Below are 18,982 nucleotides of genomic sequence, written 5' to 3'. Positions count from 1 at the left end.
GCCCCAAAGTTGTCGTACCCCGCGGCTACAGTCAGGCCGCAGATTGCAGATCGACTCGATAGGATCGTGTTGGAGACTGAGGGAAAGATCGGGAAGGTTCGGCTGATCGAACCTGAGGAGTCTCGAGTCTGGATCGATTTTCAGGATGGAAAATCGGTTGGCGTGGCCCTCCAGCAGTGGCACGAGTTCGCTGTTGGTGATGTCATTTTTTGTCGGGACTATGAGGAGCCCGAAAGGGTCGCCGACGAATTATGGGGACAATCGACCCAAGTCGGGACCGTGAGGTACGTCTCGAACGATCGGGTTGTCATTGAGGTGGACGGCAGTCTAAGGGCCCATCCGCAGAGAGCCTCATCGCCGTTCAAAGTAGGCCACACTGTCGAGATTGAGAGCACCGGCCGTCCCGGCCGGCTGCTCTCTCCAGATCCGATCGACCGCCTCGGTCTCGCAGACCGTGAAGCCTTTGACATCGACGATCTCGTTTTCGAGCCGTCTGACGACATCACGTTGCAAGATTTCGGCGGATCGTCTCACATTGTCAGCCGTGCTGTCGATCTCGTAACCGTTGCCCTGGATCCTGAGAATAGGATCAAAGCCATCGGAGCCAACCCAATCAAGGGCATGCTGTTCACAGGGCCTCCGGGGACTGGAAAAACCCATTTGGCAAGGGTCCTTGCGGCCGGAAGCAGCGCGAAGTTCTACAACATTGGTGGACCGGCAATCATTGACCAGTTCGTCGGGCAGAGCGAGCGAACTTTGCGCTCGATCTTCGAGCACGCGCGCAGGAATGCTCCTGCGGTCCTGTTCTTCGACGAGATCGATAGTCTTTTCACTCAACGCGGCGCCTCGACCCACGAGCACACTAATCGCCTCGTCGGTCAGTTCCTCTCACTTCTCGACGGGTTCTCAGCGTTCGACCGCGTGCTGATCATTGCCACTACCAATCTTCATGAAAGTCTAGACAATGCACTTCTCCGGCCGGGCCGCCTCTCGCATAAGATTGAGTTTGGGATGCCTGACGCCTTGAATCGAATAGCCGTGCTCAAGGCGTCTTCGAGGCGAATCAAATTCTCCAGTCCGGTCGACATGCAGACGTTGGCCGGCATGACGGAGGGCTGGACATCTGCCGACCTCGCCGCGATCTGGACGGAAGCCGCGATCCTGGCTGCCCTCGACAGGCGCGTGAAGCTCTGTTCGGAAGACGTGCTTGAGGCAGTGAACAGGGTTCAGCGCATACACGCGCACACGGAGAAGAGCACACCGGAATGATATTTCGTCGACGAGGCCGTCAGTGGGCCAAGCAGCGCCGAGAGTTCGTTTATCTCGACGAGGTCAGTGTGACCAGTCTAATTGCATCACGTGATGGTGCAATTAAGGAGACGGTCAAGGAGACTCTGACGCGGTCGAGTGAATCTGAACGAAAGGCGAGCGCGGCCGGTCCTCTCGGGAGCTTCAAGTTCAGTGCAGAGGCGAGGGTGAAGAACACGGACACGTCCGCCAAGGAGGTCGTTCGCAAGGCCGTCATCCAAAGCACCTTCCGCGACCTTCGCACCGGTGGTGAGGAAGAGCTTCTGACTAGCGTCCATCGTAAGCGACGCAGATACGAGGTGGCCGAGTTTTCTCTCAGGACGAAGCAAGATTTACTTCGTAACTGTAAGAAGCTGAGACGTCACGGCCAATTGCTGCGGATAGGAGACGTAAAGCGCGGCGACGTGCTCGAGCTTGAGGTGATTCTCAGTGCCGATCGAACCTACCAGTTGGTGAGCGCGATCTCGTCGGTTGTTGACATCGTGAAGGGCCGAGAAGCCTTCTTCGGCGTCGATAAGACGCAATATGATCGAGTCGTGTCGATGTTGGAAGTGATTGATGGTCTGCTCGTCGGCCTTGTGCCGATCCGTGGCATCAGCAAGCAATTCGCTGCGCTCGATCTTGATGGAGAAGACTATCTGATTCATCGAGATCTAGTTACGCCGAACAGCGATCTTAGCCGCCAACTGTGTACGCTGGAAGTGGTCGGTGTGACGAGCTTCTCGTCTTATTCGCGTGACCTACGTAGGGTGCTCTTCGCCGACGAGTCTTATACGACATACGCTCGGGTGGAGTCCGCGACTCTGAACGATGCCTGGCAGCCGGTCAAGTTGGCCAACGTGTTGGAGAAGATGTCTATCAATGTAGATGAAATGGTGAACGCATTGCCGAGTGGGCTGTCTGCTGCCGCAGGCGGGAGTGTGACCGTGACGCCCTCGATCGCCGACTGGGACGACGCCGTCACCCGCTTCGGTAAGGATCTCGCTGCCGAATGTGGGGTCGCCCCCGATGCGGCGGCGCTGCGGGCCGCTGCCGCGCAGGCGGCCATCGCGTTGTCGGCGGATGAAAGCCTTGAGTCGCGTAGGGCAGCCTTCGATGTGATGGTGATGGCTGTCGAGCCACAGGCAGACCGAGAGATCGTGCGACGTATCCGAGACTCGATCTTGGAGGAAGTCGCCGCGCGGGCCGCGGCGTCGCTGACACCCCCAACCTCCACAACGCCCGGACCGGAAGAGTCGAGTCGCAAGCTGGAGGTCGAGTTCGTCGCGATCTACTGGTGATGCTGTAAGCGGTGACGGCGGGGACTCGGCGTCCAAGCGGACCAGGGGTGTTTATGCCCTGCGAGCCCCCGCATCGGACTTCCCTCGGCATACGCCCGGAAAGCCAAACGATCACTCAGTGTAGCGACCGGCCAGGACCCGCCGGGCCCAGGCGAACGACATCTCGTGCGACTCCAGCTTCGACGCCACCGACGGCTCGTCCACCTCGATCATGAAGTCGCCGTCGTACGACGCCGGGATCGCCTCCAGCACCGCCCCGAAGTCGACCACCCCCAGACCGGGCTCGGCCCACAACCTCTTCGACGCGGTGGCCTCCCGATACGACAAAGCCGACCCCGACAGGTGATCCGGGAACACGTCCTTGATGTGGATGCCCCCGAGCCGGTCCGCGTAGCGCCGGATGAACGCCGCCGGCTCGATGCCGGCCCAGCGCAGATGACCCGTGTCGGGACCGAAACCGATCACGTCGGGGCCCAGGTCGTCCAGCAGGCGGGTGATCTCCAGCTCGGTCTCGAACACCCCGCCGATGTGCGAGTGGTGCAACGGCCGCAGGCCTTCGGCGGCCAGGGCCCGGCACACCTCACCGCACATGTCGATGGCCCGGGTCAGGCGCGACTCGTCGAACGCGGCGCCGACGGCCGGCTGCTCCAGACGCGCGGGCACGGCCATCGACGACACCATCGTGCGGTCAAGGCCGAGCGCGACCTGGTCGGCCGCGAACCGTTTGGCCTTCTCGACCTCGCCGGCCGCGGTGACCGTGTCGTCGAACGGGGAGTTGAACAGGCTGAGCGACGGCGCCAGGCCGTACTTGCCGATCCACGCGCGATAGTCGGCCGCCGTCATGCCCTCGGGCACGTCCGCCTTGACCGCGGTGAAGCCGATCGCGTGGAAGTCGGCGAACGCCTCGTCGAACACCTCTTTCGTCTTGCCGGCGTTCGCCCAGTACGGGATGGGGTTGGCCGCGATCCGGTTCATGCGAGGGTCACCGGCCTTCCGGTACGGGCGGACTCGTACGCCCCGGTGATGACCGCGATGGACTGCCGGTTGGTCTCGAGGTCGACCCGCAGCGGAGCGGCCCCGGTCAGGGCGTCGAGGAAGTTCAGGTACTGCGAGCGGTGCGCGTCGGACAGCATGCCGGGGTTGCTGCTGGCTGTGGCCGGTCCGGCGGCGCTCACGGCCTGGGTCGAGCCCATCAGCTTCTCCTCGACGGCGGCACCGGCCGGAGTCGAGTGGAAGAACGCCAGCTGGTCGTTGTCGATGACCGCCGAACCACGGTCGCCGTGCACCTGCAGACGAGCGCTCAGACCGGGGTAGGCCGAGGTGGTCGCGTGCAGGACGCCCAGCGCGCCCGACTCGAACCGCACCACGCCGACGGCCACGTCCTCGACCTCGATGCGTTCGTGGGCGAGGGTCCCGGCGTACGCGAAAACCTCGACCGGCTTGCCGAGCGCGGCCACCAGCAGGTCGACCGTGTGCACGCCCTGGTTCATCAGCGCGCCGCCGCCGTCGAGTTCCCAGGTGCCGCGCCAGTCGCCGGAGTCGTAGTAGCTCTGCCCGCGCCACCAGTCGATGGCCGCGATGCCCGAGCTGACCCGCCCGAGCTCGCCGGCCGCGATCGCCGCCAGGGTCTGCTCGGTGGACGGGTCGAACCGGTGCTGCGAGATGACCGTGACCAGGGTGCCGGCCTTGTCGCGGGCCTCGATGATCTCGTCGGTGCGGGCCACCGTCGTCTCGGCCGGCTTCTCGATGATGACGTGTTTGCCGGCGCCCAGGGCCTCGATGGCGATCGGACCGTGCAGACCGGTCGGCGTGCAGACGACCACGACGTCGATCTGTTCGGCGGCGAGGGCGTCGGTGAGGTTTCCGTACGGCCGTCCGCCGCGCTCGTCGGTGAGCGAACGCGCACGATCGAGCACCGTGTCGGCCACCGCGACCAGTTCGAGCCGATCGCTCAGTTCGCTCATCACCCGGCCGTGGTGTTTCCCGATCACGCCCGCGCCGACCAGTGCAAACCTGGGAACACTCATGCGTACTCGATCTCCTCGGTGTCGAGCAGGCCGGTGAAAGCCCGCCAGGCGGTCGTGAACAGCTCCGGCCCGGAGAAACCCCCGGTGGCGTGTCCGCCGGCGAGGTGCGGTTCGAGCGAGAAGAACCCGTCGAACCCGTCGTGCCGCAGCGCGCGCATCGTCGCCGCCACCTCGCCGTCGCCCTGCCCGGCCGGCACGACCGTGTTGTCGGCGAACAGCGCGTCCTTGATCTGCACGTATTCGATGTGCGGTCGCAGTTGTGCGTACCCGTCCGTGTAGGGGCGCACGCCGACCTGCACGAAGTTGGCCGGATCCCAGGCGAGCCGCAGATAGGGCGAACCGACCGAGCGGATCAGGTCGAGGCACCGGCTGGGCACGTCACCGTAGATCTCCTTCTCGTTCTCGTGCAGCAGCACCAGGTCGGCTTCCTCGGCCACGCGCGTCAGTGCGCGCATCCGTTCGATCACTTCCGCGCGGTGGGTGGCCGGGTCGTCGCCGGCGGGCATGAAGAACGAGAAGATCCGGATGTACGGGGCCTCGAGCAGCCGGGCGACCTCAGCCGCGTGCTTCATGCGTTCCAGGTGCGGCTCGAAGTCCTCGGTGACGGGAATCTTCCCGATCGGGGAGCCGATCGAGGACACCCTCAGCCCGTACGTGGAAAGGGTCTTCTTGATCGTGTCGAGCTGGTCGGGGGACAGGTCGAGGATGTTGACGTCCCAGGCGCTGCGTACCTCGACGTACTTCATGCCGAGGCCGGAGACGACCTCGCACTGCTCGGTGAAGTCGGGGGAGATCTCGTCGGAGAATCCGGAGAGAGTCCACATCGGCGGTGCCCTTCCTAAGCGGTGTAGATCTCGTCGATCAGATGCTGGGCCTTCAGCGCCTCCTGGGGCCCGATCCAGAACGGCGACGGGTCGCTGAGCGAACGGTAGAAATCGGCGATGAGCAGCTCGTGCGAGGCGCCCCAGTAGGAGCGGCCGCCCCCGTCCGGCGACAGCTCGGCGATGCTTTCGACCCGGCCGTCGGCGTACGCCACCGTCAGGTCACCCCGGATGAGCAGCGCGCCCCGCTCGGCGACGATCTCGATCGTGACCGGCGAGTCGGTGGCGTTGGTGGTGGTGGCGAAGAAGACGCTGCGCGCGCCGCCCGCATGGTCGAGCACCATGTGCGCGGTGTCCTCGACGTCACCGGACACCCCGCCGTACTGACCGGAGTGCCCGCGCACGGTGACGACCTCGCCGAGCAGCCACTGCAGCAGGTCGAGCGTGTGGATGGCCTGGTTGATCAGCACGCCGCCGCCGGAGCGTTCGCGCACACCCCGCCACGGCCGCGCGGCGTAGTAGGCGGCGTCGCGATGCCACAACACCGACGCCGACCCGCCGCGGACCGCGCCCAGCTCGCCCGAGGTGAGCATCTCGAACGCGGCCTGTGACGTCAGGTTGTACCGGTTCTGCAGGCACACACCTACCTTGAGCGTGGGATGGTCCTTGGCCGCCGCCACGAGCCGGTCGGCCTGCTCGATCGTGTTCGCGACCGGCTTCTCGAGCAGAACGTGCACGCCCCGCTCGAGAGCGGCCAGCGCCACCGGCACATGTTGGTCGTGCGGAGTGCACACATGGACAACATCCGGACGTACTTCGTCCAGAAGCGCGCAATAATCGCCGCGCGAGTCGCACACCCCGACGAGCGTGGCGCCCAGCTTCTCGATGGCGGCCAGGTGCACGACGGACACGTCACCCAGCCCGACCACCGCCACCCGGGGGCCAGTCACTTGACGCCGCCCGCGGTCAGGCCACCCACCAGGTAGCGCTGGAAGGCCAGATAGAGGATGACGACCGGGGCCGCGCAGATGAGCGAGGCGGCCATGATCTGGGAGTAGACCGGCAACGCGCCGCCCTCCTGCGACGAACCGACGATCTGCAGGGCCACCGCGGCGGTGTGCGTTTCCGGCCGGGTGAGCACCGAAGCGAACAGCACGTCGTTCCATCCGAGCAGAAACGCGAAGATACCGCTCACCACGATCGCCGGCAGGCTGAGCGGGAAGATGATCCGCCACAGGATGACCATCGTGGACGCGCCGTCGGTGCGCGCAGCCTCTTCCAGTTCGCGGGGCAGCCCGCGCAGATACGTGACCATCACCCACGTCGAGAACGGCAGGGCGAACGTCAGGTAGGCGATGAACAGCCCCCACCGGGTGCCGATGACGGTCACGCCCAGATAGTTGCCGGCCGACGAGAACAGCACGAACACCGGCAGCAGCATGAGCGTTCCCGGGATGCTCTGCAGACCGACCAGACCGCGCAGGATGGTCAGCCGGCCGAAGAACGTGTACCGCACGAGCACGTACGCGGTCATCGTCCCGAGGACGGCCGACGCGACCGCGGTGAACGCGCAGACGATCAGGCTGTTCAGGATGCCGGTGGACAGGTCGGCCGTGGTCCAGATGCGGGTGTAGCTGTCCAGGCTCCACGAGCTGGGCCAGAACTCGCCCGACGCCACGCCCACGTCGCTGTTGAGCGAGGCGAGCAGGATGTACAGCACCGGGACGAGCACGAGCGCGACGAGCACCGCCGTGAGCGTGGCGAGCATCCATCGGGGCAGAAGCCGGGTGGCTTCCGAAGAGGCGGTAGTGCTCATTTGCGGCCTCCCTCGTCATGGACGTCCAGCCGCACCGCGCGCAGGTAGATGAACAGCGGGATCGCGATCAGGATCAGCGACAGCACCGCCATCGCCGCGCTGAGCCCGAAGCGCAGGCTCTGGAAGCTGGTGACGTAGACGATCATCGGCATCACGTTGACGTCCTCCGGCGCGGGGGCCCCGAACAGCACGAACGGCAACGTGAAGTTGTTGATGTGGTTGAGCGTCGCGAGCAGGCAGGCCAGCAGCACCGGCCCGCGCAGATAGGGCAGGATCACCCGGCGCAGCTTGGGCCACCAGGTCGCCCCGTCGACCGCCGACGCCTCGTGCACCTCGTGGTCGACCGACTGCAGGGCCGCGAGCGCCATCAGATAGATGAACGGCCAGGCCGCCCAGATCTCGACCAGGATCAGGGTCCAGTACGACCGGGGACCGCTGAGCCACAGCCCGCCGTCGATGCCCACTTTCGACAGCCACGCGTTCACGATCCCGTCCGGCTGCAGCATGGTGCGCCACACCGAGGCGACGACGAACGACGGCAACACGTACGGGATGAGGAACACCGCCCGGACCAGGCCGCGGCCCCGGTACTTGTTCTGGGTGACCAGAGCCGCGGCGATACCGATCGGAACGGTCGCGACCGTCGAGATGACCGCGAACGACACGCTGATCCAGATCGAGTTCAGAAGTCCCGAACTGAACGACTCGACGTAGTTGTTCAGGCCGATGAACGGCGCCTCCACCCACCGGCGCAACGTGTACTGGTCGAGATCGATCAGCGAGATCCACAGGGCGAGGATCAGCGGGAGAACGATGACCACCGTCATCAGCAACCCACCGGGGGTGAGCAGCCAGAGCGGACGCTGCTGCTCGGTCACCCCTTTCCGCCGTACGGGCCGGGGTGGCGCTTTCTGCTCGGGAGGCGCGAGGGTGGCCATTTACTTGGCCCTGTCCAGCGAGGATTGCGCCGATTTCTGGGCCTCGGCGATGCGCGAGTCCAGCTGTCCGGTGTTGAGCGGTCCCTTGGTCAGTTCGGGCAGGGTCTGCACGGCCACATTGGTCAGCGCCAGCTGAATGTCCGCCCACGCGCCGGTGAACGGGGTCGCGACCGACTTCTTGGCCGCCTCGGTGACCGGTTCCAGCTGCTCGTCCGACGCCAGGGTCTGCAGCGCGGCCGCGTTCGCCGGCAGGTTGCCGAACTTCTTGTAGTAGTCGAGCTGCGCCTCCTGGTCGGTGACCAGTTTGACGTACTCGAAAGCGAGGTCCTTGTTCTTCGAATAGTCGGCGACGAGCAGGTTGTCACCGGAGAGGATGCTGGCGGCCTCGACGCCGTTCGCGGGGCGGCTGGTCGCGCCGGGCGGAACGGTCGGCAGCAGCGCGAACTTCCACTTGCCCTTCACCGCGCCCTGTTCCAGCGAATTGTTCGCGGTCGTGGTGGTGAGCAGGAAGTAACCGGTCTTGCCCTCGGCGAACGCGGCCAGGGCCTGCGGGTTCGTCCAGCCGATGGCGGCCGGATCGACCACCTTGTCGTTGGCCAGCCAGCCGAAATAGGTCTGGTACGCCTTCTGCACGGCCGGGTCGGTCAGTTTCGCGGTCTTGCCGTCGACCAGCGGGTTGCCGGCCTGGGTGGACATGCCCCAGACGAACTTCCACGGGTCGAAGTTGTCCTTGTAGGCGATCGCCAAACCGTACTGGTCGCCCTTGGTGAGCTGTTTCGCCTGCGCGGTCAGTTCGTCCCAGGTGGTGGCCGGCTTGTCGATTCCGGCCGCCTTCAGAAGCTCGGTGTTGTACGCCATGACGAACGGCCGGCTCACCCACGGAATGCCGACCTGGTTCTGCTCGTCGGGTCCCGAGATGCCGAGCGTGGCCGGGTTGAATTTCTCCTTGCCGCCGATCTTCGACCATTCCTCGTCGCCCATCTTCACGAAGGCGCCGGTGGAATAGGCGGTGGGCGTGAACGTCGTGCCGACCGCGTAGACGTCCGGCCCGGAACCGGACACGACCGACGTCTGGATCTTGGTGAGTTCGTCGTTGGCGCTGGCAAAAGTCTCGAACTTCACCTCGGCCCCGGTCGCCGCTTTAAACTTCGTGCTGATGTCCTTCTGCCACGCCTGGAACTCGTCGGGATACTGCGTGTTGGCCCCGATCAGCACGTTGAGCGTCTTACCGGCGCCGCCCTCGCCACCCTCATCGTCGCCGCCACAAGCGGCCACACCCAGCGCCAGGGCCGTCACCGCGGCCAGCGCCGTAATACGTTTCGCATTCATGGAAGTCGTCTCCTCTGAGCCGCTTGCGGTAGGGAGTGATCGGGGTCACTGTGTGGCCCCCGTTAACCTCCGCGCAATCAGTTGCCAGTTGTTGCCGTGGGGTTCAGGCAACAAACGGCAACTCATTGCTTCCGGTGAATGCGGGCGAACAGGCTCGGGCGCATGGCTGCCCTGACGTTGCACCCCGACCGGCTGCTGCCCGCCGAGCCGGGAGTCCGGTCGATCGCCCGCCGCCTCTACGAGCAGGTGCGAGGGCTGCCGATCATCAGCCCGCACGGCCACGTCGACCCCCGGCTGATCCTCGACGACGAACCGTTCACCGACCCGGCGTCGCTGTTCATTCAGCCCGACCACTACGTGACCCGGCTGTTGCACGCGAACGGGGTGTCGCTGACGGCGCTGGGCGTGGGGGAGGGCCCGCTCTCGGAGGAGCGGGCGCGCGAAGCCTGGCGACTGTTCTGCGCGAACTGGCACGTGTTGCGCGGAACCCCGGTGCGTTTCTGGTTCGAATCGTCGTTCGCGGACGTCTTCGGCATCACCGAGCGACCGTCGGCGGACAACGCGAACAGTCTGTACGACCTGATCGCCGCGCAGCTGGGCCAGGACAGCCACCGGCCGCGCGCCCTGCTGTCCCGGTTCGGCATCGACTTCCTGGCCACCACCGACGACCCGGCCGACGACCTGGCCGCGCACAAGGCCCTGCGCGACGACCCCGCGGTGACGACCCGGATCGCGCCCACGTTCCGGCCCGACCGCTACCTCGAGCTCGGCCGCCCCGGCTGGCCCGAACTGATCAAGGAGCTGCCGGGCGACGTCGGTTCGTACGCGGGCTACATCGCGGCCCTCGAGGAGCGGCGGCGCTACTTCATCGCGCAGGGTGCGGTCTCGGCCGACCACGGTCACTTCGACGCCGGCACCCGACCGCTCGACCTGTCCGAGGCCGAGCGCATCTACCGGTCCGCCCTCGACGGAACGGTCACCAAGGCCGAGGCGACCGCGTTCCGGCGCCACATGACGTTCGAGATGGCGCGCATGTCGTGCGACGACGGCCTCGTCATGACCCTGCACCCCGGCATCTGGCGCAACCACCACCCCGACACCCACGCGAGCTTCGGGCCCGACACCGGGCACGACATCCCCGTACAGCTGGAACTGACCGCTGCCCTGCAGCCGCTGCTCGACCGCTTCGGCACCCACCCCAACCTGCACCTCGTGCTGTTCACGGTCGACCCCGACGTCTACAGCCGCGAGATCGCGCCGCTGGCCGGGTTCTATCCCGCCGTGTACGCCGGGGCGCCGTGGTGGTTCCTCGACAACCCGAGCGAGATCCGCCGCTACCAGCGGGCCGTCACCGAGATCGCCGGGTTCAGCCGCATGTCCGGATTCATCGACGACACCCGCGCGTTCTGCTCGATCCCCGCCCGGCACGACATGTCGCGCCGCCTCGACGCCGGTTTCCTGGCCGAACTGGTCGCCACCCACCGGCTCGACGAGGACGAGGCGCTCGAAACGCTCACCGCGCTCGTCGCCACCCAGCCGCGCGAGGTGTTCAAGCTGTGAGGCCCGTACGCATCGTCCACCTCGGCCTCGGCGGCTTCTTCCGCGCGCACCAGGCCTGGTACACCGGCGCCAGCACCGACGAGTGGGGGATCGCCGCGTTCACCGGCCGTTCGGCCACGCTCGCCGACGCGCTGACCGCGCAGGACTGCCGCTACACGCTCGTGGTGCGCGGACCGTCCGCCGACTCGTTCCAGGTGCAGGAATCGCTCGTCGCCGCCCACCCCGGAAGCGACTCGGCGACGTGGCGCTCTCTCGTCGCGCTGCCCTCAGTGGCGGTGGTGACGGTGACGATGACCGAGGCCGCCTACGCCCCGTCCGGTGTGGTCGCCGACCGTCTCGTCTCCGGCCTGGCCGCGCGGCGCCTGGCCGGTTCCGGCCCCGTAGCCGTCGTGTCGTGCGACAACCTGCCCGGCAACGGCGAGGTCACGTCGCGGGTGGTGCGCGACCTGGCGTCCCGGCTCGACCCCGCCCTCGACGAGTGGATCGGCGCCAACGTCTCCTTCGTGACCACGATGGTCGACCGCATCACCCCCAAGACAACCGCTTCCGACGTACGGGAGGTGGAGTCGACCGGTGGGTGGGCCGACGCCGCGCCGGTGGTGACCGAGCCGTTCACCGAATGGGTCCTGAGCGGTGACTTCCCCGCCGGGCGACCGCCGTGGGAGAAGGCCGGCGCCCGCTTCGTCGACGACGTCGTGCCCCACGAGACACGCAAGCTGCTGCTGCTCAACGGCGGACATTCCCTGCTCGCGTACGCCGGAAGCGCGCGCGGCCACGACACGGTGGCCGAGGCCGTGGCCGACCCGGTGTGCCGCGGCTGGCTCGACGATTGGTGGGACGAGGCATGCCGGCACGTCCCGCTGCCCGCCGGGGAGCTGACCACCTATCGGGCGGCGTTGCTGGAGCGTTTCGCCAACCCGCGCATCCGCCACACCCTCGCGCAGATCGCCTCCGACGGTTCCCAGAAGATCCCCATCCGCGTCGTCCCCGTGCTGCGCGGCGAACGCGCAGCGGGCCGCACACCGACCGGCGCCGCACGCATCCTGGCCGCGTGGATCGACCACCTGCGCGGGGCCGGCGCTCCGATCTCGGACGCGGGCGCCCAGCCGTACATCGAACGTGCGGGCTCGCCACGCGACGTGCTGGCGCTGCTCGGCCCCGAGCTGGCCGAGGACAACGAGTTGCTGAAAGCCGTGGAGTCGTCCCTGCGCGCCGGCTGACCTTTGCTCAACGGGCCCCCGGCGTTGCCGGCGTCAGCGGCGGCGGGTGGTTCTGGCTCGTGGACGGGGCTGGTCTCCGGAAGCTCCGGAAACGGTTGCCCGGTCGAAGGACCGGCACACCGCACTCACGGCGTCGATCAGCGCTGTCCGGTGGTCCTCGCGGCGTGACTTCGGCGCCTTGCCCGTGGCCGCGCGCAACGCGGCCGGCATGGTGGCCCACGTCATGCTCATCGCGATCACGATCTCGAGGACGTCGGTGGCCCGGGTCTCGTCCGGCAGGCCCAGCGCCTTCTGGACCTCCCGGGCCTTGTCACGGTGCGACTCGACCTCGCCCGGGGTGGCGTCGCCGCGCTCGAGGCGGTTCCATTGGGTCAACCGCAACACACCCGGGGCGTCACCCAGCGCGTCGAACAGCGCGACGGCATACCCGACCAGGTCATCCGGGGTGAAGGGCGCCTCGTCGGCCAGCACACCGAGGCGGGCCGCGAGCACGGCGTCGAAGAGTCCGTCCTTCGACCCGAAGTACGCGTAGATGGCCTGTTTATTGGCCCTGGCCGCGGCCGCGATGCGGTCGACCCGCGCGCCGGCCAGCCCACGCTCCACGAACTCGTCGAACGCGGCGTCGATCAGGCGCGCGCGGGTAGCGGCGGAGTCATAGGCCATGACCCCGAGCGTATGCAACCAACTGGATGGTTGCAATCAGCGGCGGCGACTACTGGTCGGCGGCACTGTGGGCCTTCAGCTCGGCCAGCAGGCCGTCGCGGTCGGACAGGACCGCGCCCAGGATGCGGCGGCCCGCGGCCAGCAGGTCGGCCACGTCGGGGGTGCTCAGGGCGTACATGACCAGGCCGCCGTCGCGGAACGAGACGACCACGCCGGTGCGGCGCAGGACCGCCAGCTGCTGGGAGAGGTTGGACGGCTCGACGTCGATCTCGGAGAGCAGGTCTCGCACGGGGCGGGGGCCGGCCTGCAGCAGCTCGAGGACCCGGATGCGGACGGGATGGCCGAGCGTCCGGAACATCTCGGCCTTCGCCTGATAGAGCGGCACTGACATCGACGTCTCCCCACCTCACAAACGTGCGGCAATCCTACGGAATTCACCGGGCCGGGAAACTGCCGGGCACGACCGCGACGATCCGAAATTGGTGATCTGCCGAATTGCAGAAGTCTTCAATTCGTGTTCCGCACATCACAACCTTGATGCGCCCGTACGGCGTCACGACGGACCCGCTGTCCGATCGACATCCGCCGCTGCGGGCCATGCTGGGCCTCACGCCGTACGGAAGGAGCACCTGATCAATGGCCGAGATGGACGTGGCACTCAAGGACGCGCTGCAGGTCGAGGGCGCGATCGCGGTGGCGATCGTGGACTGGACCAGCGGCATGGCGCTCGGGACGGCGGGCGGCGGTTTCGGCTTCGACGTGTCCGTCGCGGCCGCCACGAATACCGAGGTGTTGCGCGCGAAACTGCGTACGCTGGAAATGCTCGGAATGAACGAGAAGGTCGAGGACATTCTCCTGACGCTGGACACGCAATATCACCTGCTCCGGCCGGTCACCTCGCCGGACGGTCGCGGCCTCTTCATTTATCTCGCGCTGCACCGCGACCGCGCCAATCTGGCCATGGCCCGGCATCGCCTGCGCGTCATCGAGCAGCAGTTGGAGATCTGACGATCCGAGGCCGGGCGCGCGGGGTGGGACCGGGCGCGCGGGGTGGGACCGGGCGCGCGGGGTGGGACCGGGCGCGCGGGGTGGGACCGGGCGCGCGGGGTGGGACCGGGCGCGCGGGGTGGGACCGGGCGCGCGGGGTCGGACCGGGCTCGCGGGGTCGGACCGGGCTCGCGGGGTGGGACCGGAAACTTAGCAGCCGCTCACGATCGGCCGCCCATGCAAAGCAGCCGGGATGAGGCCGGCTGCAACACTCTCACGCGCAACCGACCGGCCCACGCCGGGCACACGGGAGTGAGACCGGCGGCCCACGCCAAGCGGGCGCGAGTGAAAACGGCCGGGCCACGCCGGGCACGCGGGAGTGAGACCGGCGGCGCCTCGGGATCGGGCGGCCGCTACAGCATGGCCAGCCACTCGTCGATCGGGGCGGCCACCTCGGCCGGCATGCGGCGGGCCCAAGTGAAGTGGTTGACCCGGACGCCGTCGGCCGAGTTCACCCGCATCCGCTCGGCCTTGGCCGCCCGCTTGGCCAGCAGCGCCACCGCCCGCGGGTTGATCAGGTCGTCGCCCTCGATGTCGAGCATCAGCCGTGGCGTCTTCAGTTCGGACAGCGCGGACTCGTAGTCGAAGGCGTCACCGTGCAGGCGGAAACGGCCGTGGCTGGCCTCGTACGCCCAATCACGCATGACGGTGCTCGGCTGGCGCCCGCCGAAACCCAGGCGGTGGCCGGGCCAGTAGCCGAGCGTGCGCGTGACGGTCCGGACGACCCGGATACCGGCGTAGCGCTGCACGCGTCGCCGGGCCCCGAACTCGGCGCTGCACCAGCTGGTTCCGGTGGCGATGGTGACCACGGCGTCCGGCGCGACCGTGCCCGCCGCCGTCGACAGCAACGCCAGGGCGCCGCCCATGCTGTGACCGATGAGCACCACACGCTCGGAATCGCTCACTTCGGGCAGGGCGAACACGGCCGGGAGGTCCGTACGGATGATGTCGCTGTAGCCGAAGCGTCCGCGCCGGATCCCGGCGATCGGGCTCATCGGCTGGCCGCGATGCTCGACCCCGACGACCCGGCGCCCGGCCGCGGCCCAGACGTCGAACAAACGCGCGTAATACGACAGCGGCACGCCGAGCGCGGGCAGGAACACAACCGTGGTGGCCCCGTCGGTGTCCCCCGACGGCGGACGGACCTGATAGCCGATCGTGTGACCGTCAGCGGCCCGGACGACGCTGTTCATCATGATCGGGAGCGTACTGCGCGAACGCGAGCTGACCTACTGCGCGAGCATGAGCAAGCCGACTGCGCGAGCATGAGCGAACTGACCGCGCGAGCATGAGCGGGCCGACTGCGCGAGCATGAGCGGGCCGACTGCGCGAGCATGAGCGGGCCGACTGCGCGAGCATGAGCGGGCCGACTGCGCGAGCATGAGCGGGCCGACTGCGCGAGCATGAGCGAGCCGACTGCGCGAGCGCGAGCAGACCTACCGCACGAGCACGAGCGGGCCGACTGCGCGAGCATGAGCGAACTGACTGCGCGAACGCGAGCAGACCTACCGCACGAGCACGAGCGAGCCGACTGCGCGAGCATGAGCGAACTGACCGCCGAACGTGAGCGGGCCTACTGCGCGAGCATGACCGAACCGACCGAACGAACGCGAGCGAACCGACCGCGCGAGCATGAGCGAGCCGACTGCGCGAGCATGAGCGAACTGACTGCGCGAGCATGAGCGAACCGACTGCACGAACGCGAGTGGGCCTACTGCGCGGGACGGAGGTTGTCGGGCAGGGCGGCTCCCACGATCAGGCCGGCCCCGCTGGCGGCGGCGAGGGCGTCCTGCAGCACAAGCCGTTCTGGGCGGTCCTGGCGGCGGGCCAGCGCGGCCACGTCCTCGAACTCGGGCATCACCTGCAGCACGACACCGTCCCGATGCGCGACCTTGACCGGGATGCGCGTGTCGTGCACGGTCACGTCGGCAAACGAGCGTTCCAGGGCGACCTTTCCGCGCGGACTGTGCCGGACACCGAGCGTGCTGGTGTCACGGAAGATCTGATCGCGCAACGGGCCGGCCAGACCGGACGGACAGAGAACGCTCAACGTGTGCGCGGGCCGGCCCTTCTTCATCACGATCGGCACCAGCCACGCGTCCGAGGCGCCGGCGGTGAGCAAGCTGTTCAGGATGCCCGGCCACAACCGCGGGTCGAGGTCGTCGACGTTGGCTTCGAGGAGCACGGCCCGGTCGTCGGGTTCATCCCTCTCCACGATCTGCGCCGCCGGCGCGGCCTCGGCGCTGCTGATCATCACGCGTACGACGTTGGCGTGGCCCTCGGGGTCACGGGTGCCGGCTCCGATGCCGACCGCGTCCAGCGTCATCGGTGGCAGGGGTTCGCAGGCCCGGGCCAGGCTGCGCAGCAGGGCCAGCCCGGTCGGCGTGGCCAGTTCGCCGTCGCCGCCGGCCGACACCTGCCAGCCCTTGGCCAGCTCGGCCACGGCCGGCGCCGGCACCGGCAGGCGGCCGTGCCGGGTGCGCACGCTGCCCGAACCCAGCGCGACCGGCCCGGCCGAGACCGTGCTGACCCCGAGGTCGGCCAGGGCCGCGCAACACCCGACCACGTCGGCGATCGCGTCGAGCGCGCCGACCTCGTGAAAGTGCACGTCGTCTGGTTTGGTGCCGTGCACGCGCGCTTCCGCCTCGGCCAGGCACCGGAACACGGCGACCGCGGTGTCGGTGGACGATCCTGCGCGTTCGAGCATGTCGCGCACATCCCGCCAGGTCCGGTGCGGCGGGTCGTCGACCAGCGGCTCGACGTCCGCTTTGAGCGCACGCATTCCGCCGCGGGTCACTTCCCGTGCGCGAATCTGCACGGTTCCGCCCGACACGGCGTCCACCGCGGACTGTACGACCGTGAGCGAAGCGCCGGCATCGAGCAGCGCGCCCAGCAGCATGTCCCCGGCGATCCCGGCCGACGCGTCGACCCAGGCGTGACGTCTCACGGCCGGCCCGGGTCGACGCGGCCGGCAATCGCCGTGCTCAAGCTCGGATCGGCGACCGGGATGGAGGCCGCCGACGGCGGGGCGGTGGTCGGGGCGGCCGTGCCCGGCGGGGCGGTGGTCGGGGCGGCCCTGCCCGGCAGGGCGGTGATCGGAGCGGCCGGGCCCGGCGGGGCAGTGATCTGGGCGGCCAGGTGCCCGGCGCCGTAGCCGTTGTCGATGTTCACCACGGCCACTCCCGGCGCGCAGGCGTTCAGCATGGTCAGCAGCGCGGCCAGGCCCTCGAAGGCGGCGCCGTAGCCGACCGAGGTGGGCACCGCGACGACCGGGGCCGGGATCAGGCCGGCCACGACACCGGGCAGGGCGCCGTCCATCCCGGCCACGACCACGACCGCGCGGGCCCGGCGCAGCAGGTCGACGTGGCCGAGGATCCGGTGCAGGCCGGCCACACCGACGTCGACGATCAGGTCGGTGGCGCGGCCGAGGTACTGGGCGGTCAGGGTGGCCTCGCGCGCCACCGGCAGGTCGGAGGTTCCGGCGGCCACCACGACGACCCGGTCGCCGGTGGGCTCGGGCGGCTCCGGCGGCCACGCGAGCAGACCGGCCACCGGGTCGTGGAACGCGTCGGGCAGGGTGGCCAGCACCGCCTCGGCGTGCTCGGCGCCGGCGCGGGTGAAGAGCGTGACGCCCTCCGCCCGGTCACGCAGGGCGGTCGCGATGCCGGCCACCTGCTCGGGTGTCTTGCCCGCGCAGTAGACGGCCTCGGGATAACCACGCCGCCGGGTCCGATCCAGATCCAGTTCCGCGTACGACGTGAGATCGCCGCTCATCGGCCGGTCCCGAGCTCGGCCGAGGCCGTCGCACAGCTCGCGCAGAGGCCGGTCCCACGCTCGGCCGCCGTCGCCTGTCCACGCGCGCTCGGTGCGGCGAGCTGTCCATTTCCGCTCGGTGCGGCGAGCTGTCCATTCCCGCTCGGTGCGGCGAGCTGTCCATTCCCGCTCGGTGCGGCGAGCTGTCCATTCCCGCTCGGTGCGGCGAGCTGTTCGTTCGTGCTCGGTGTGGCGAGCTGTTCGTTCGTGCTCGGCGTGGCCAGGGAACTGCCCGAGGAAGCGGTGTATGCGCCGGTGAAAGCGCCCGACTGGATGCCGGCCAGGTCGACCGTCACGAACCGGAAGCCGGCGCCCGTCACGGCCTCGTGGATCTGCTCGCGCGTCGGCGAGGTGACGGCCCGCACCAGGTCGTCGGCGCTCAACTCGACCCGGGCGATGTCCCCGTGGTGGCGTACGCGAAGGTCGTCGAAACCCAGTCTCCGCAGCGCCGCCTCGGCCTGTTCGACCTGGCTCAGCTTGCGGGGACTGACGATCTCGTAGTGCGGGATTCTCGAGGCCAGGCACGGCGCGGCCGGCTTGTCGGCACACGGCAGGGCCAGGGCGCGCGCGACACGGCGTACGGAAAGCTTGTCGAGACCCGCATCGGCCAGCGGCGCCAGCACATGGTGGGCGGCGGCGGCCCGGGCACCGGGGCGGTCGTGACGGCGTACGTCGTCGGCGTTCTCCCCGTACGCCACGGCGTCGAGCCCGTACGCGGAAACGATCTCCGCCCCGATCCGCGTGAACAGCTCGTCCTTGCAGTGGAAGCAGCGGTCCGGGCCGTTGGCACGGTAGGCCTCGCGGGAACCCTCGTCGGTCTCGATCTCGACCACCGGCACGCCGATGTGCCGCGCCACGCCATGGGCCGCGGCCCGCTCGTCGGCGGCCAGGCTGGGCGACACGCCGAGGATCGCCAGCACCCGTCCGGCACCGAGCGCGCGGGCGGCCAGCGCCAGCAGCACCGACGAGTCCACACCGCCCGAGAACGCCACGCCCAGCCGCTCGACCCCGCGCAGACGCGCCGCGACGAGATCCGTCGCGCGTGCGAGATCCGTCACGCGGCCGGGATCCGTCACGCGGCCGGGATCCGTCACGCGGCCGGGATCCGTCACGCGGCCGGGATCCGTCACGCGGCCGGGATCCGTCACGCGGCCGGGATC

General features: G+C 68.5%; 18 protein-coding genes. 5 read left to right on the top strand and 13 right to left on the bottom strand.

The genetic code is table 11. The annotated features are described in order from the left end of the window. Positions 1 to 66 precede the first annotated feature (66 nt). Positions 67 to 1,269, top strand: coding sequence for an ATP-binding protein (locus tag JIG36_RS02045; protein ID WP_203374237.1), 1,203 nt, complete (start codon positions 67 to 69; stop codon positions 1,267 to 1,269). Next, positions 1,266 to 2,588 carry a DUF6414 family protein gene (locus JIG36_RS02040; protein ID WP_438870691.1) on the top strand — a complete coding sequence of 441 codons (1,323 nt, stop codon included), beginning with the start codon at positions 1,266 to 1,268 and terminating at the stop codon, positions 2,586 to 2,588. The genes JIG36_RS02045 and JIG36_RS02040 overlap by 4 nt, the downstream gene beginning before the upstream one ends. A gap of 111 nt (positions 2,589 to 2,699) precedes the next feature. Here JIG36_RS02040 and JIG36_RS02035 read toward each other — a convergent pair whose 3' ends face one another. The 7 genes from JIG36_RS02035 to JIG36_RS02005 are packed head-to-tail and all read right to left on the bottom strand — an operon-like array spanning position 2,700 to position 9,519. After that, positions 2,700 to 3,563, bottom strand: coding sequence for a sugar phosphate isomerase/epimerase family protein (locus tag JIG36_RS02035; protein ID WP_203374235.1), 864 nt, complete (start codon positions 3,561 to 3,563; stop codon positions 2,700 to 2,702). Beyond that, on the bottom strand, positions 3,560 to 4,615 hold the full coding sequence (locus JIG36_RS02030) for a Gfo/Idh/MocA family protein (protein WP_203374234.1): 1,056 nt from the start codon (positions 4,613 to 4,615) through the stop codon (positions 3,560 to 3,562). The genes JIG36_RS02035 and JIG36_RS02030 overlap by 4 nt, the downstream gene beginning before the upstream one ends. Further along, positions 4,612 to 5,439, bottom strand: coding sequence for a sugar phosphate isomerase/epimerase family protein (locus tag JIG36_RS02025; RefSeq protein ID WP_203374233.1), 828 nt, complete (start codon positions 5,437 to 5,439; stop codon positions 4,612 to 4,614). The genes JIG36_RS02030 and JIG36_RS02025 overlap by 4 nt, the downstream gene beginning before the upstream one ends. Before the next feature lie 14 nt (positions 5,440 to 5,453). Next, positions 5,454 to 6,386, bottom strand: coding sequence for a Gfo/Idh/MocA family protein (locus JIG36_RS02020; protein ID WP_307872528.1), 933 nt, complete (start codon positions 6,384 to 6,386; stop codon positions 5,454 to 5,456). Further along, positions 6,383 to 7,252: a carbohydrate ABC transporter permease gene (locus tag JIG36_RS02015; protein ID WP_203374232.1), complete on the bottom strand. Its 870-nt coding sequence runs from the start codon at positions 7,250 to 7,252 to the stop codon at positions 6,383 to 6,385. Before JIG36_RS02015 ends, JIG36_RS02020 begins: the two co-directional genes overlap by 4 nt. Further along, positions 7,249 to 8,190 (bottom strand): carbohydrate ABC transporter permease, encoded by a 942-nt coding sequence (locus JIG36_RS02010; protein WP_203374231.1) that lies wholly within the window; start codon positions 8,188 to 8,190, stop codon positions 7,249 to 7,251. The genes JIG36_RS02015 and JIG36_RS02010 overlap by 4 nt, the downstream gene beginning before the upstream one ends. Then, complete coding sequence (locus JIG36_RS02005) at positions 8,191 to 9,519, bottom strand: ABC transporter substrate-binding protein (protein ID WP_203374230.1); 1,329 nt, start codon at positions 9,517 to 9,519, stop codon at positions 8,191 to 8,193. 162 nt (positions 9,520 to 9,681) lie between these two features. On the opposite strand from JIG36_RS02005, the gene uxaC reads away from it, so the two are divergent. Both uxaC and JIG36_RS51490 read left to right on the top strand, forming a co-directional pair. Beyond that, the gene (uxaC, locus tag JIG36_RS02000) at positions 9,682 to 11,079 is read left to right on the top strand and encodes a glucuronate isomerase (RefSeq protein ID WP_203374229.1); all 1,398 of its coding nucleotides are present in this window, start codon (positions 9,682 to 9,684) and stop codon (positions 11,077 to 11,079) included. Beyond that, positions 11,076 to 12,299 carry a mannitol dehydrogenase family protein gene (locus tag JIG36_RS51490; RefSeq protein WP_203374228.1) on the top strand — a complete coding sequence of 408 codons (1,224 nt, stop codon included), beginning with the start codon at positions 11,076 to 11,078 and terminating at the stop codon, positions 12,297 to 12,299. The genes uxaC and JIG36_RS51490 overlap by 4 nt, the downstream gene beginning before the upstream one ends. Positions 12,300 to 12,332: 33 nt before the next feature. Here JIG36_RS51490 and JIG36_RS01990 read toward each other — a convergent pair whose 3' ends face one another. Then, positions 12,333 to 12,962, bottom strand: a complete 630-nt coding sequence (locus tag JIG36_RS01990; RefSeq protein ID WP_203374227.1) for a TetR/AcrR family transcriptional regulator — start codon at positions 12,960 to 12,962, stop codon at positions 12,333 to 12,335. A gap of 49 nt (positions 12,963 to 13,011) precedes the next feature. Beyond that, positions 13,012 to 13,353: an ArsR/SmtB family transcription factor gene (locus JIG36_RS01985; protein WP_203374226.1), complete on the bottom strand. Its 342-nt coding sequence runs from the start codon at positions 13,351 to 13,353 to the stop codon at positions 13,012 to 13,014. A gap of 245 nt (positions 13,354 to 13,598) precedes the next feature. Here JIG36_RS01985 and JIG36_RS01980 point away from each other — a divergent pair, with 245 nt between their 5' ends. After that, a complete protein-coding gene (locus JIG36_RS01980; RefSeq protein ID WP_203374225.1) occupies positions 13,599 to 13,970 on the top strand; it encodes a hypothetical protein in 372 nt (123 codons plus the stop codon). A 392-nt stretch (positions 13,971 to 14,362) separates the two neighbouring features. On the opposite strand, the gene JIG36_RS01975 is transcribed toward JIG36_RS01980, so the two are convergent. The 4 genes from JIG36_RS01975 to larE all read right to left on the bottom strand — a co-directional run bounded on the left by JIG36_RS01975 (position 14,363) and on the right by larE (position 18,880). Continuing rightward, positions 14,363 to 15,205, bottom strand: a complete 843-nt coding sequence (locus JIG36_RS01975; protein WP_203374224.1) for an alpha/beta fold hydrolase — start codon at positions 15,203 to 15,205, stop codon at positions 14,363 to 14,365. Positions 15,206 to 15,720: 515 nt separating this feature from the next. Then, complete coding sequence (larC, locus tag JIG36_RS01970) at positions 15,721 to 16,956, bottom strand: nickel pincer cofactor biosynthesis protein LarC (protein ID WP_307872527.1); 1,236 nt, start codon at positions 16,954 to 16,956, stop codon at positions 15,721 to 15,723. Next, positions 16,953 to 17,783, bottom strand: coding sequence for a nickel pincer cofactor biosynthesis protein LarB (gene larB / locus JIG36_RS01965; RefSeq protein ID WP_203374223.1), 831 nt, complete (start codon positions 17,781 to 17,783; stop codon positions 16,953 to 16,955). The genes larC and larB overlap by 4 nt, the downstream gene beginning before the upstream one ends. Beyond that, a complete protein-coding gene (gene larE / locus JIG36_RS01960; protein ID WP_307872526.1) occupies positions 17,780 to 18,880 on the bottom strand; it encodes an ATP-dependent sacrificial sulfur transferase LarE in 1,101 nt (366 codons plus the stop codon). Before larE ends, larB begins: the two co-directional genes overlap by 4 nt. Positions 18,881 to 18,982: the final 102 nt, after the last annotated feature.

This window comes from Paractinoplanes ovalisporus, assembly GCF_016834655.1.
Taxonomy (GTDB): Bacteria; Actinomycetota; Actinomycetes; order Mycobacteriales; family Micromonosporaceae; genus Actinoplanes; species Actinoplanes ovalisporus.
The sequence above is the reverse complement of the archived record's forward strand: the minus strand, read 5'-3'. Positions and strand labels throughout refer to the sequence as shown.